At 46.9% G+C, this 13,247-nt stretch carries 15 protein-coding genes; 5 read left to right on the top strand and 10 right to left on the bottom strand.

Translation table 11 applies throughout. The features are described 5' to 3' along the window. Positions 1 to 272: 272 nt before the first annotated feature. The 4 genes from B5G11_RS15560 to B5G11_RS15545 form a co-directional block, all read right to left on the bottom strand. On the bottom strand, positions 273 to 1,037 hold the full coding sequence (locus B5G11_RS15560; protein ID WP_087255461.1) for a CvpA family protein: 765 nt from the start codon (positions 1,035 to 1,037) through the stop codon (positions 273 to 275). 9 nt (positions 1,038 to 1,046) lie between these two features. Continuing rightward, the gene (locus B5G11_RS15555; protein WP_087255458.1) at positions 1,047 to 2,357 is read right to left on the bottom strand and encodes a DUF5711 family protein; all 1,311 of its coding nucleotides are present in this window, start codon (positions 2,355 to 2,357) and stop codon (positions 1,047 to 1,049) included. A gap of 64 nt (positions 2,358 to 2,421) precedes the next feature. Next, the gene (locus tag B5G11_RS16920; RefSeq protein ID WP_087255455.1) at positions 2,422 to 3,474 is read right to left on the bottom strand and encodes a LysM peptidoglycan-binding domain-containing protein; all 1,053 of its coding nucleotides are present in this window, start codon (positions 3,472 to 3,474) and stop codon (positions 2,422 to 2,424) included. A 217-nt stretch (positions 3,475 to 3,691) separates the two neighbouring features. Continuing rightward, the gene (locus B5G11_RS15545; RefSeq protein WP_087168795.1) at positions 3,692 to 4,027 is read right to left on the bottom strand and encodes a cyclic-di-AMP receptor; all 336 of its coding nucleotides are present in this window, start codon (positions 4,025 to 4,027) and stop codon (positions 3,692 to 3,694) included. A 183-nt stretch (positions 4,028 to 4,210) separates the two neighbouring features. Between B5G11_RS15545 and B5G11_RS15540 the strand changes: the two genes are divergently transcribed. The 5 genes from B5G11_RS15540 (at position 4,211) to B5G11_RS15525 (ending at position 8,272) form a co-directional block, all read left to right on the top strand. After that, positions 4,211 to 4,486 (top strand): metal-sensing transcriptional repressor, encoded by a 276-nt coding sequence (locus B5G11_RS15540; RefSeq protein ID WP_087168796.1) that lies wholly within the window; start codon positions 4,211 to 4,213, stop codon positions 4,484 to 4,486. Positions 4,487 to 4,564: 78 nt separating this feature from the next. Further along, the gene (locus tag B5G11_RS15535; RefSeq protein WP_242959086.1) at positions 4,565 to 5,185 is read left to right on the top strand and encodes a superoxide dismutase; all 621 of its coding nucleotides are present in this window, start codon (positions 4,565 to 4,567) and stop codon (positions 5,183 to 5,185) included. 74 nt (positions 5,186 to 5,259) lie between these two features. Then, positions 5,260 to 7,143: a cation-translocating P-type ATPase gene (locus tag B5G11_RS15530; protein ID WP_087255452.1), complete on the top strand. Its 1,884-nt coding sequence runs from the start codon at positions 5,260 to 5,262 to the stop codon at positions 7,141 to 7,143. Positions 7,144 to 7,413: 270 nt separating this feature from the next. After that, entirely contained in the window at positions 7,414 to 7,638 is a 225-nt protein-coding gene (locus B5G11_RS16415; protein ID WP_158099308.1) for an aryl-sulfate sulfotransferase N-terminal domain-containing protein, read from the top strand. 19 nt (positions 7,639 to 7,657) lie between these two features. Beyond that, positions 7,658 to 8,272 carry an aryl-sulfate sulfotransferase gene (locus B5G11_RS15525; protein ID WP_242959085.1) on the top strand — a complete coding sequence of 205 codons (615 nt, stop codon included), beginning with the start codon at positions 7,658 to 7,660 and terminating at the stop codon, positions 8,270 to 8,272. A gap of 62 nt (positions 8,273 to 8,334) precedes the next feature. On the opposite strand, the gene B5G11_RS15520 is transcribed toward B5G11_RS15525, so the two are convergent. From B5G11_RS15520 to B5G11_RS15495, 6 genes are all read right to left on the bottom strand, one after another. Further along, positions 8,335 to 9,279 carry a transketolase family protein gene (locus B5G11_RS15520; protein WP_087168800.1) on the bottom strand — a complete coding sequence of 315 codons (945 nt, stop codon included), beginning with the start codon at positions 9,277 to 9,279 and terminating at the stop codon, positions 8,335 to 8,337. After that, positions 9,267 to 10,103, bottom strand: coding sequence for a transketolase (locus B5G11_RS15515; protein ID WP_087255446.1), 837 nt, complete (start codon positions 10,101 to 10,103; stop codon positions 9,267 to 9,269). The genes B5G11_RS15520 and B5G11_RS15515 overlap by 13 nt, the downstream gene beginning before the upstream one ends. A gap of 33 nt (positions 10,104 to 10,136) precedes the next feature. After that, complete coding sequence (fsa, locus tag B5G11_RS15510) at positions 10,137 to 10,790, bottom strand: fructose-6-phosphate aldolase (RefSeq protein ID WP_087168802.1); 654 nt, start codon at positions 10,788 to 10,790, stop codon at positions 10,137 to 10,139. A gap of 267 nt (positions 10,791 to 11,057) precedes the next feature. Further along, entirely contained in the window at positions 11,058 to 12,149 is a 1,092-nt protein-coding gene (locus tag B5G11_RS15505; RefSeq protein ID WP_087255443.1) for a LacI family DNA-binding transcriptional regulator, read from the bottom strand. 120 nt (positions 12,150 to 12,269) lie between these two features. Next, positions 12,270 to 12,866: a recombination mediator RecR gene (gene recR / locus B5G11_RS15500; RefSeq protein WP_087168804.1), complete on the bottom strand. Its 597-nt coding sequence runs from the start codon at positions 12,864 to 12,866 to the stop codon at positions 12,270 to 12,272. An 18-nt stretch (positions 12,867 to 12,884) separates the two neighbouring features. Then, on the bottom strand, positions 12,885 to 13,238 hold the full coding sequence (locus B5G11_RS15495) for a YbaB/EbfC family nucleoid-associated protein (RefSeq protein WP_087168805.1): 354 nt from the start codon (positions 13,236 to 13,238) through the stop codon (positions 12,885 to 12,887). Positions 13,239 to 13,247: the final 9 nt, after the last annotated feature.

Here is a 13,247-nt window from a genome sequence, read left to right as displayed (position 1 = left end):
CAAGCCAATGCGGAAAAGCCGTCCTCAGGATTGTCACTCTGAGATGTTTTGTGCTGACAGTTATCAGCGGAACGTGTTATATATTATCATCCAGGCTTGTAAATGTCAACAACTTTTTTCAACTTTTTTGTTTTTTCTCTTTCTTTCTTCCAGGTTACTGTTCTCCCCGTATTCAGGAGCAGAAAGATGCATCTTTTCGCTTCCGAATACGACGGAACACGTAACTGCCGTCTTCACAATCAGTCTTGGCACTCAGCAGAAAGGCCCCGCCATCAGCGGAGCCCCATAAGAATCTTCAATATATAATTATTCTGATACAGGAACCGGAGAAACGCATTCCCGTTAATCTGCGCAAAGATCTCTTCCCCGGCCGGTGTTGTGTACAGGAGCGTAAATACAAGGAACACAATCCAGATAAAAATCAGCGCCATCACAAGTCCAAGGGCTGCTCCGGCAATCCGGTTGATTCCTCCTATGATCGGAAGCCACGAAACTACATCCAGTATATACATAACAATTTTCAGTGCGGCCGATATGACAAAAAAGAGTACGACCGCAGTCAGAATCTGAATAATCAGACGTGTAATCCCTTTTGCGATATAGTCTGCGAAGCTGTCCGCTCCGATCATACTGTAAATTTCTTTATTATTATTTTCCTGCAGATATTCCTTAAATATCTCCGGCACATCGGAATTCTCTATAATCTGTGCCTGTTCCTGTCTGGAAATCTCGCCTCCGGAAAGCTGCTCTGCCAGTGCCGGCAGATCGATATCTGTTCCGTTTTCTATTCCGGCCTGCTCTTCCAGAGCATCCGACATGTTTGTCATCAAGGCACTTTCAAGCCGCTCCTCAATCCAGTCATCCGCCGGGGTGTACTGAATCACGGCATCCGCCGCATACGGCGTGAGTACAACCACCAGAATCCACGCGGCCACCGCCGCAGCCAGTGATACTGCGATGCGCAGTGCCCCTTTGATATATCCCACAATGATTCCTATCGCCAGAATTCCTATCGTTCCATATAATAACCAGTTCATGTTGTTCTCCTATTTTGTCAGGCGTATTGTCCGGGTTCCTTTGTTACTCATCATCAGATATTTATTGATTCCTTTCAGAACAAAGATGTCTCTGATATCCGCCCCCATGCTTCCTTCAAACCGGTGAATTCCACCTTCAGTGAAAATGCTGGCGTTCTCACCGTCAAACAGGATTACCTGTCCGTCATCAATTTTGATGTTACTATAATCACCCTCAAATTCCTTTGATATAATCTCTTTTCCGTTATAATCGTAAAGCCGCAGTTCATATCCGGCCGAATCTGTATCTTTCAGAACAAATGCAAGATATTCTTCATCGTAGGCGATACTTCTGATTTCTTTTTTGATGTCAATCTTCGTACTTTCTTTCGGCTCGGTTCCTTCATAAATCACGAAGCCGCCGTCGCCTACTGCGACCGATTTATCATCGGATACAAAGAATACGCTCGGCATGAGCTGATTCTCATAAGTATCTCCGCCGATTTCATAATTCCCGTCTTCGTGTGTTTTTCCAAAGTCGTAATAAGTAATCCTGGTATCCACCTGACCATTCTGTACCACCAGATAAGAGACAAGAAGTGTCGTTCCGTCAGGCGACAGCGCAATGTCAATCGGATATCCGCTTGCAGAAGACGCAACGCTGTACTCGATCAGTACATTTCCTGATACGTCATAGCACTGAATCATCGGAGTGCTTCCATTTTCAAGCAGAACGGCTGTAACTCCCTGATCTGATACGGACATTTTCTCTATGGGAAATGTCGTACTGATCTGCCCCCGCAGTCCATTTTCTCCGAATACTGCAATATCGTTGCCGCCCTGCTCTGCTACTGCCGCGGAAGTACCGCTGACTTTCATAACCGGTTTCTGAAACTGGACGCTTTCCGTCCAGAGTTCAGCCCCGTCCAGATCGAATAATGCAACACCGTCGGTATCACAGCTCAGTATATTCTCCCCATAACGTATATAAAAGCTGTTTCCCGACTCTGCTTCCTGAATCTGAGACACGACCTCAACCCCTGTATAGGTCTGAAGTGTAATCGTCAGATAGGAGACCGCCACGGCCGCTGTCAGAACTCCCACAATGACCCATCTTCGGATCGCCTTTTTTGTTCTGGCCCTCATAGGCTTTTTCTTCTTTTTTACCGGATGCATTTCTTCCGGATTCTCCGTTTCAATAGAAGGCTGTACCGTCCACATCTCCACCCGGGGCTTTTCGACATACTTCCGGCCGATCCGGACAGCAGTTCCCTCCCCGAAAAGATCCGGGATATCAGCCCTCGGGACCACGTGGAACCTCATTTGCTGCTTATCCTTCATATTGCTTTCCCCTTTGTATTTTATTTATACTGTTCTATTTCTGATTATCATAACATACTTTTTCTTACGGCAACAGTAATTTTTGCCCGATGTATATGAAATCCCCATTCGTAAGACCGTTCATCCGTGCGATTGCGTCTACATAGGAAGTATCTCCATATACTTTCCGGCTGATGGTAGCAAGCGTATCCCCACGCTGCACCACGTAGTACTCTTCCCCTCCGGAAGTCTCCTGTTCCTGTATATCCAGTGTGTCTTCACTGCTGCTCTTAACATCCGTTCCTTCCTCAACCTCTGTTGTCACTTTCTCTCCGGATGCCTGTGCTTCTTCTTCGCCTTCCGCCTTTTCCACGGTTTTTGTAATCTGGTCAAGAGAGGTCTGAACTGCCTTGATCTTATCATAATTATTTACCATTGTCACGCCGATGATCAGAATAACAAGCAAAAGAAATGTGCTTGCCGCATAGAGAAAACGGTTATTCTGCTTCTGGTCCGCCTTCTCCAGTTTTGCTTTCACGATACTGCGAAAATCCTTCGCAGCCCGATCCGCAATAGATTCACTGGGAGTAATCCTGTTTTCTTTCCGTGAGGAAATCATATAATTCTGCATCTCCGGATTTTTTTCATAATAAATATAATGTCCATTGATTTCCATCAGTTCTTCATATTTATAGGCATAAAACTTTTCTTCTCTGTCTTTCGGATCTTTCATAATAAAAACCGTATTCTCTTCACCGAAATACGTTTTATGTATCTTCTCCAGCGCTTCATCCGTGCCCGGCTTTCTGGACGGGTCAATCAGAAACCACCCGACAAGCGACTGATTGCCGAAATATTCCTTACAGTCTTTCATTCCCGCTTCCACGGCAGCTTCCGCGAGATTCAGCTGATTTTCATTTTTTACAATCTCCGATATCCTGACGGCTCCCGATATATATACGCAGTCCTGATCTTCTACCTGTCCTGTTTCTCCGATCAGGAAAGCCCCTTTCGGCTCTTCATCCGTTTTATCGCAAAGCTGGTTCAAGAATGTATCTACATAGTCTTCCACATAAATCTTGGGACTGTCACATACATTCCCTATCTGACGTACATTTTTCGGAAATTGTTTTTCCATATATTCTCACCTCATATTCATATTTTTTCTCATCATATCATAGCGGTAACGCTGATTTTATCGCTTTATGTCAGCGGGTTCCAAGAAAAATACGACACATCCGGCGAAAAAAACGGAAGACTCGTGTCTTTTTGCACAAGTCTTCCGGTATTTTTCATGTATTTTGTTTTCCCAGGGCGTGTTTTGTCAACTTTGCGCCTCTCTTTTACTCTGACCGTCAGATTCTCTTGAACTGTTCCACATTCAGTACGAATACCGTGGCACCGCCGACTTCAACGGTAATCGGGATATAGGAATAACTGATCATAGACAGGTCTCCCTGCGGATATGGTGTCGTTACTTCCACCTGTTTTCTCTTTGCACATTCTTCCTGAAGAATTTCAAAAACTTCTTCCACCTGATCGTCTTCCACACCAAGCATCAATGTTGTATTTCCCCGTCTCAGGAATCCTCCGGTACTGGATAATCTTGTCACGCGGAATTTCTTTTCATTCAGATGCCTGACGGCTTTATTCGTATCATCGTCATGTACAACCGCAAAAATCAACTTCATAAGGAACGCCCCTTTCATTTTTATTTAACAGAATTATACCATATTAGTACGCGAATTACACATAAATTTGATTAAAATTCAAAAATTTACAATCTTTACCCGGCGTACCTTGACATTCTTCTTATTATACCTGATAATTATGGAATACATATACCCCTAACGGTATGAGAAGGAGGCATTACTATGAAACAATGTATTGATTCTCAAAATCTCCACCGCCGTCTCAGGAAAATCATCGGCCAGGTCCAGGCCATCGACCGGATGATTGATGAAGACGTTCCTTGCGAAGACATTCTCTCGCAGATCAATGCTGCTAAATCCGCCCTCCACAAAGCGGGTCAGGTCGTTCTGGAGGGCCATATTCAGCACTGTGTACGCGACGGAATCGAACACGGAGACGCTGATGAAACGATTGCAAAATTTACAAAAGCTGTTGAACGTTTTGCAAACATGATCTGAAAAATAAACCGGTTTTGTCATTTCTCTTCCGATATCTGCTTATATTGTCATTAGAACAGCAAAAGGAGGTATCAAACCTTGATTACAGAAATGACCTGGCCTTTTCATCTTCCGCCGCTTCCCTATCCGTACGATGCGCTGGAGCCGTTTATCGACCGCGAGACGATGTGTCTGCACCATGACAGGCATTTTCGGACTTATGTGGATAATCTGAATGACGCTCTTGTGAATGCTCCCGAGTATCATTCCTGGACACTGACAAAGCTCCTGTCCCGTCTGGAAGATATTCCGGAGCCTCTTCGTACTTCTGTACGCAACAATGGGGGCGGTGTGTACAGCCATGACCTTTACTTTGATCTCATGGCCCCGCCGGGACAGGAGATTGCTCCGGCCATCCTGGAATACTATGACACCGGCCGGCAATTTTTCTCGGACATGAAGACGGCCGCCCTTGGACAGTTCGGATCCGGCTGCGCGTGGCTGGTTATCAGTCCGGACGGCTCTCCCGCCATCATGGCTCTTCCGAATCAGGACAATCCGCTCACACTCGGTTTCTACCCGGTACTCCCTCTGGATGTCTGGGAACATGCATATTATCTGAAATATCATAATCTACGCAGCAGCTATATCGACAACTGGTTCCATATCATCAACTGGGAAGCTGTTTCAGAACGGCTGCTTTCCTTTTTTCTTCCTTGACAACCCATACCCCTATAGGTATAATTTTCTTAAACATATACCTGTATGGGTATAAAGGAAGGAGAAGAATACTTATGAAAACACTGGAACGTATTTTGGAATGGGGCGGAATCAAAAAGGATATCATCTTTCTTTCCATATCACTTGCGGCTCTTCTTGCGAGTCTTTTCGGGATCCGTCCCTTTCCTTTTGATCTGGCATGGATTTCCGTGATCCTGTGCGGAATACCGATCATACTGGAGGCAGTCATCGGTCTTGTGACGGCCTTTGACATCAAGGCCGATGTGCTTGTCTCTATCGCGCTGATTGCTTCCCTGATCATCGGTGAAGACTTTGCGGCCGGCGAGGTGGCCTTCATCATGCAGCTTGGTGCTCTTCTGGAGGATCTTACTGTTTCAAAAGCCCGTGCCGGGATTGAGAAGCTTGTCCATCTCACGCCGCGGACAGCAAGGCGGATTACTTCCGGCGGTGAAGAAATCATCCCTGCAAGCGATGTAATTGCCGGCGATCTGCTGCGCGTTCTTCCGGGCGAGACAATTCCCGTGGACGGCATCATTACATCCGGACAGACTTCCATCAACCAGGCCGTCATGACAGGAGAATCTCTCCCTGTCGACAAAGAGGCCGGCGATGATGTCTCAAGCGGCACTGTCAATCTCTACGGCTCTTTTGATATGAAAGCACTGAGGGTAGGCGAAGACAGCTCTATTCAGAGAATGATCCGCCTTGTACAGTCTGCAGATGCCGGAAAGGCAAAGATTGTCGGAATTGCCGACAGGTGGGCCACCTGGATTGTCATCATTGCTCTTGTGTCGGCTATTCTTACATGGTTTTTCACCGGTGAGATCATCCGCGCCGTAACAATTCTTGTTGTATTCTGCCCGTGCGCCCTTGTTCTTGCCACCCCTACCGCCATTATGGCAGCCATCGGAAACGCAACCAAACATGGATTTCTTGTCCGGGAAGGAGATGCCCTTGAGAGGCTTTCCATGGTAAAAAAGATCGCTTTTGACAAAACCGGAACACTGACCGAGGGAAATCTGCATGTAGAGACCATCCACAGTATTCTTCCAGGACTTTCAGACACGGATCTTTTCCGTCTTACGGCTTCATCCGAGCTTCGCTCCGAGCATCCTCTCGGCAAGGCGGTCGTCTCTGATTTTCAGAAACAGACACAGTCTGCCCCGGCTTCTCCGGAAGAATTTCACATGATTCCCGGACGCGGAGTATCTGCCAAAGTGGGTGGGCACGCCATTCTTGCGGGAAATGAGCAGCTGTTAAAAGAGCATACGGATACATTTTCGGACGAGCTCCCTGCCCGGGCTTCTTCCTGGCTGGATGAGGGATGCACAGTTATTTACGTAGCTGTTGACGGCAAGGCTGCCGGATTTCTCGTTCTTGCCGATACCCTCCGGGAAGACGCTGCCGAAACCATCCGCCAGGTCAAGTCTACCGGCGTATCTCCAGTTCTTCTGACCGGAGACCACCGAAATGCCGCGGCGCACATTGCAGACGTGCTGCACATCGAAGAAGTTTACTCCGGCTGTCTCCCGCAGGAAAAGCTTTCCTGGATTGAACAGTCCCAGAAACGGCAGATACAAGTCTGCATGATCGGGGATGGAATCAATGATGCTCCGTCTCTGAAAAAAGCATTTGTCGGGATTGCGATGGGCGGGGTTGGAAGTGATATCGCTGTGGATGCGGCGGATATCGCGCTCGTTAATGATGACATCCGGGAACTTCCTCATTTGATTGCCTTGTCACGGAAAATGATGTTTACAATCCGCTGCAACCTCACCTTTTCCATGGCACTGAATTTTCTCGCGATCATTCTTGCCATCCTTGGAATTTTAAACCCGGTTGTCGGCGCATTAGTACACAATGCAGGCTCTGTGTTTGTCATCATTCATTCCGCCTTCCTTTTGACTTTCAAAAATCACAGTTTTTTCAAGAAGTGATTACGAATCCTTCACATAATTATTACAGAATTATGATGGAGGTGATATATTTTGAAAGCAAAACCCAAACTACTATCTACATGTCTTTGTATTCTTTTAAGCGGCTGTATGCTGACCGCCTGCTCTGATTCTTCCGGGACGGCTGGGGACGCTGCAGCCGCTTCTGATACTTCTTAAACGGAAGTTGAAAACGAAGGAGTCCTGACACTGGATTCCGAAGATAATATCGACACCGTTTATACGCTGGATTATCAGAATAACATTTCCGATATGATTGAAGAGCAGAAATCCAGCCAGGAGTATACGATCGATGATCCCCTGATTATTGCAGACCCTTATGGCACGAACACGACAGGACTCTATGTTTATTTCACAACCGATGCCGCAACGGAGCTTTCCTACACCGTGTCCGCTGACGGATATGAGGATTTCACCCGGACAGTTTCCGGCGGATACACTACTGTTTACGGATTACTTCAATTCTCTCGAAAATGACGAGGAGGACTTTGACTGGATGCATATCAACTCCCTCAGCCTTATAGGGGACGATTCTCTGATTCTAAGTTCCCGGGAAACATCCAGCATCATCAAGATCAGCGATATTTACGGCAGTCCGACCATGGATTATCTCATCAGTTCCGACCAGTTCTGGGAGGGAACCGGATATGAAGATCTTCTTCTTGAGCAGGTTGGAGACTTTACGCTCCAGGCAGGACAGCACTGCGTGACCTATGAGACTTCCGATGAATTATCCGACGGACAGTATTATCCGACCATGTACAATAACAATAATGCTACAATCAGCACCCGTGACTACGACTATGACAGTGATGAAAATTATGACGGCACCTATTCCGGAACCGAAGGGGATGAGTCCTATTATTATAAATATCTTGTCGATGAAACTGCCGGAACCTTTACGCTTGTTGACAGCGTCCCTGTCACCTATTCCGGCTACGTCAGCTCCGTACAGCAGGTTGGTGACAATCTTCTGACGGACAGTGGAAGCGCCTTTGAGGCAAATGAATTTGATCAGGACCACAACCTGATCCAGACCTTAACGGGAAGTGGAGCTACCTGGTGGTACCGTGTCTTTAAATACGACTACAGCGGCTACTGGTTCGCATAACAATCCCGCAAATGCAGACAAAAGGGCCCTCCCGCCATGCGGGAAAGCCCCTATTATTTTCTCTATTTCTCTACGAACGTTTTTACTTTCTTATAGATGCTTTCGCCGTCCAGTTCGTATTTTTTGATCAGTTCGACTGCCGGTCCGGATTCTCCGAAGACATCGTTGACACCGATTTTCATGACCTTTGCACATGCTGTCTCAGCTACTACGTCGCAGACAGCGCTACCAAGTCCGCCGATGACAGAGTGTTCTTCCACTGTCACGATCTTTCCGGTCTTTTCAGCTGCTTTTAAAACAGCTTCCTTATCCAGTGGTTTGATGGTGTGCATATTGATGACTTCTGCCTGGATTCCATCTTCTGCAAGCTTTTCTGCCGCTACCAGAGCCTCATTTACTTCAAGTCCTGCTGCGATGATTGCCACGTCGCTTCCTTCGCGCAGAGTGATAGCTTTTCCAAGTTCAAATTTGTAGTCCGGATTGTCATTGATCACCGGCACTGCCAGACGTCCGAAACGCAGATAAACCGGTCCCTCATGCTCGTATGCCGCTTTTACTGCCGCCTTTGCTTCTACATCATCAGAAGGCACAATCACGGTCATTCCCGGAATCGTTCTCATCAGGGCGATGTCCTCGTTGCACTGATGGGTTGCTCCGTCTTCTCCTACGGAGATACCCGCATGGGTTGCACCGATCTTGACGTTGAGCTTCGGATATCCGATGGAGTTTCTCACCTGTTCAAATGCACGTCCTGCCGCAAACATGGCGAAAGAACTTGCAAACGGAACCTTTCCTGTCGCTGCAAGACCCGCCGCAACTCCCATCATATTTCCCTCTGCGATTCCGCAGTCAATGTGGCGCTCCGGAAATGCCTTCTTAAAGGTTCCTGTCTTTGTCGCGCCGGCAAGGTCCGCATCCAGTACAATCACGTCTTCATGCTCTTTTCCAAGTTCTACCAAAGCATTACCGTAGCTTTCCCGTGTTGCGATTTTCTTTACTTCTGACATAATGCTTCACCTGCTTTCTCTAATTCTTCCATTGCGACTTTATACTGCTCTTCATTCGGAGCGGAGCCGTGCCAGGATACCTGGTTCTCCATATAGGAAACTCCTTTTCCCTTAACTGTCTTTGCGATGATTGCTGTCGGCATTCCCTTAGTCTCTTTTGCTTCTTTGAATGCTGCTCTTAACGAATCAAAATCATGCCCGTCCACATTGATCACATGGAAATTAAAGGCCTCAAATTTCTTGTCAATCGGGTATGGAGAGTTGACTTCCTCGATTGTTCCGTCGATCTGAAGGTTGTTGTTATCCACGATCACAACAAGATTGTCAAGCTTTCTGTGACCTGCAAGCATAGATGCCTCCCACACCTGTCCTTCCTGAATCTCTCCGTCTCCGACCAGTGTGTATACACGGTAGTCATCTCCGGATAATTTCGCGGAAATGGCCATTCCGACTGCCGCAGAAATTCCCTGTCCGAGGGATCCGCTTGACATGTCCACACCCGGAATGTGTTTCATATCCGGATGTCCCTGCAGGTAAGAACCTACATGACGGAATGTCTTCAGATCTTCTACCGGGAAGAATCCTCTGTGGGCAAGGGCGGAATAGTAACCCGGTGATGTATGTCCTTTGGAAACCACGAGACGGTCTCTGTCCGCCTTCTTCGGATTCTCAGGATCAATGTTCATCTCTTCAAAATAAAGATAGGTATAAATGTCTGCCGCAGATAAAGATCCGCCCGGATGTCCGGATTTTGCATTATAAACTGCAGTGATAATGCCTTTGCGGACTTCATTGGCAGTTTTCTGTAATTCTAAATTGTCCATGACAATGCCTCCTGTCTCTTTTTCTCCGGAGATTTACTCTCCGAATACCGCTTTGTAGTCAGCCTGGAATTTCTCGATTCCTGCATCTGTCAGCGGATGATGTGTCATCTGTTCAATTACTTTGTACGGTACTGTCGCAATATCTGCTCCTGCAAGCGCACACTCTGTCACATGGATCGGATTTCTAATGCTTGCAGCGATGATCTGTGTCTCGATTCCGGAAACAGCGAACATTTCCGCAATCTCTTCGATCAGTTCTGACCCTTTCACGGAGATATCATCCAGACGTCCGAGGAACGGAGATACATAGGTTGCGCCGGCTCTTGCCGCAAGAAGCGCCTGGTTTGCTGTAAAGATCAGTGTTACATTTGTTTTTACTCCTTCTGCAGAAAGAACTTTCACTGCCTTTAATCCCTCTACTGTCATCGGGATTTTGACTACCATATTCGGATGAATCTTTGCAATCTCACGTCCTTCTGCAATCATGCCTTCTGCATCTGTCGTGGTCGCTTTTACCTCTCCGCTGATCGGTCCGTCTACGATAGATGTGATCTCTTTGATTACTTCGTTAAAATCACGGCCTTCCTTTGCAATCAAAGACGGATTTGTCGTTACTCCGCAGATCACTCCCATATCATTTGCTTTTCTGATCTCTTCCACGTTTGCTGTGTCAACAAAAAATCTCATGTTCTGTGTTCCTCCTTATTTTGGGTTCATGTTTATCATTTGATTTCATTATAAAACCTCGAAATAAGGTGGTCAATACCGCCGGTTTTTTATTAGTAATTTTATAAATTAATAATTTGATTTTTATTAATTGCTCATCCCTGATTTTTCGTTTGTTTTATGTAAAATTTATGTTTGATTCATTTAAACAGCCACTTATCAAGCCATTTTATGAACATTATATCAATTTCATTCCCGTTTTTATTATTAATATTTTTCAGGAATTCATTAATTTAATTTTTTCGGATAGGATGTGGTGCCTCTTACGATAAGCTTTGGCTCATACTCCACATGGTATGTGCTCACCGGTTTGATTCCGGAATATTTCATTGTTCCGGCAGCGATTTTTTTCATAATAATATCACACGCATCTCTTCCTTTAAATACAACAAAATGCTCCACCGTCGTCAGCGATACCTTATGCATCCTGGCAAACAATGTATTATCGCATCCCATCACCGAGATATCCCCCGGAACCTTATATTTTTCTTCCTGGAGCGCGTCCAGAATCCCGAATGCAATCATGTCGTTCAGTCCGACAATGGCCGTAACCTCCCGCTGCTCCGCCAGCAGTTCTTTCGTCAGATCATAGCCGATCTTATATTCGGAATCGATATTCGCCACATTCATATCATAGGCCTCATCAGCCGCTTTGATGATGACATGGTCTTTGAGCCCCTGCCTGTCAAACTCTTTCAGAAAGCCTTCCACCCGCTTGGAACGCTGCTTCTGCCGGATCGTGAGCGGCGGCGCGATATACGCCACATCCCTGTGACCGAGCTCCAGAAGATGACGCGCCATCAGACGTCCCAGTTTGGAATTATCAAGCTCCACCGCATCCACGCTCATCTGCTCATTCTGATTGTTTACCACAACAATCGGAATCTTTCCTGCCAGATCCTCGATCATGTCCATATAGCATCTGCTTGGATTACATGTGTAAATGATACCAAGCGGCGAAAGCTCCGGCATCATGCGCAGATACCGTTCCTCCATCTTAAGGCTCCTCTGTGTATTGCAGATAAAAAGCCCGAACCCCGCTTCCTTGGCTCTTGTCTCGATCCCCTGCAGCAGCATAACGTAATACGGATTTGTCAGATTGGAGCAGAATACAACAAGCAGCTTTTCCTTCCTGCTCTCTTTTCTGACCTTTCGTTTCGGCGGCTGATAGCCTAGCCTGGCCGCCGTCTGTTCCACCTTCTCCACGGTCTCCTTGGAAAAGGAAACATTATATTTCTTATTCAGAATCATGGAAACCGTAGACTGGGATACGCCCGCTGCCTTTGCGATGTCTGTCGATGTGATCTTCTTTTTCTTCATCCTCTTCCTCCCATCTGACAAGGTGGCGCAGCTTTCCTTGCGCGCGGATTCAAGCCGTCTCCTCTCACCGCAAAAGGAAAGGGATCTACAGAAGTCAGAGGCTTTTGCAATCCCTTTTTCTTAAAGCTCCGTGCGTCCTTCCAGGGCGCGAAGAAGCGTCACTTCATCGATATACTCCAAATCTCCTCCGACCGGAACCCCGCTTGCAATCCTGCTCACCTTGATCCCTGTCGGCTTGATCAGCTTGCTGATGTACATAGCTGTGGTCTCTCCCTCCAGCGTAGAGTTTGTCGCAACAATGACCTCATTGACATCTCCCTCCAGCCGGATCATCAGCTCTTTAAGACGAATGTCTCCCGGTCCGATTCCAAGCATCGGCGAAATCGCCCCGTGAAGCACATGATACACACCATTGTACTTTCCGGTCTTTTCATAAGCGGCCAGGTCTCTCGGCGTCTCCACCACCATGATCGTCCCGTGGTCTCTCTGCTCATTTTTACAGATCGGACAGAGCTCGTCATCCGTCAAAGTGCAGCACTCCCTGCAGTACCGGACATTGTTTCTCGCACTGACCATCGTCTCGGCAAGTTTTTCCACCTGCTCCTTCGGCATGTGAATCAGATGAAACGCAAGTCTCTGTGCCGACTTCGGCCCGATACCCGGAAGTCTGGAAAGCTCCTCAATCAGACGGCTGATCTGGTTACTATAGTACTCCATTCTTTTCTCACTCCCGGACTAAAATAATCCTGGCATACCTCCGCCAAGTCCTCCCGTAAGTTTGCTCATTACGGAAGAATTAGCCTCATCCACTTGACGCAGCGCTTCATTTACCGCAGCTACAATCAGATCCTGAAGCATCTCGATATCTTCCGGATCCACTACTTCTTCCTGAAGTTCTACGTTTAACACTTCTCTCTTGCCGGATACCGTCACCTTGACTGCTCCGCCCCCTGCTGTGGCAGAAAACTCTTTTGTCTCCAGCTCCTTAGCCTGTTCTTCCATCTGACGTTGCATCTTCTGCGCCTGTTTCATCAGATTCGCCATGTTCCCCGGCATACCTCCGCCAGGAAAACCTCCACGTTTTGCCATATTATCTTC

The organism is Drancourtella sp. An57 (assembly GCF_002161525.1).
GTDB lineage: Bacteria > Bacillota > Clostridia > Lachnospirales > Lachnospiraceae > Sellimonas > Sellimonas catena.
The sequence above is the reverse complement of the archived record's forward strand: the minus strand, read 5'-3'. Positions and strand labels throughout refer to the sequence as shown.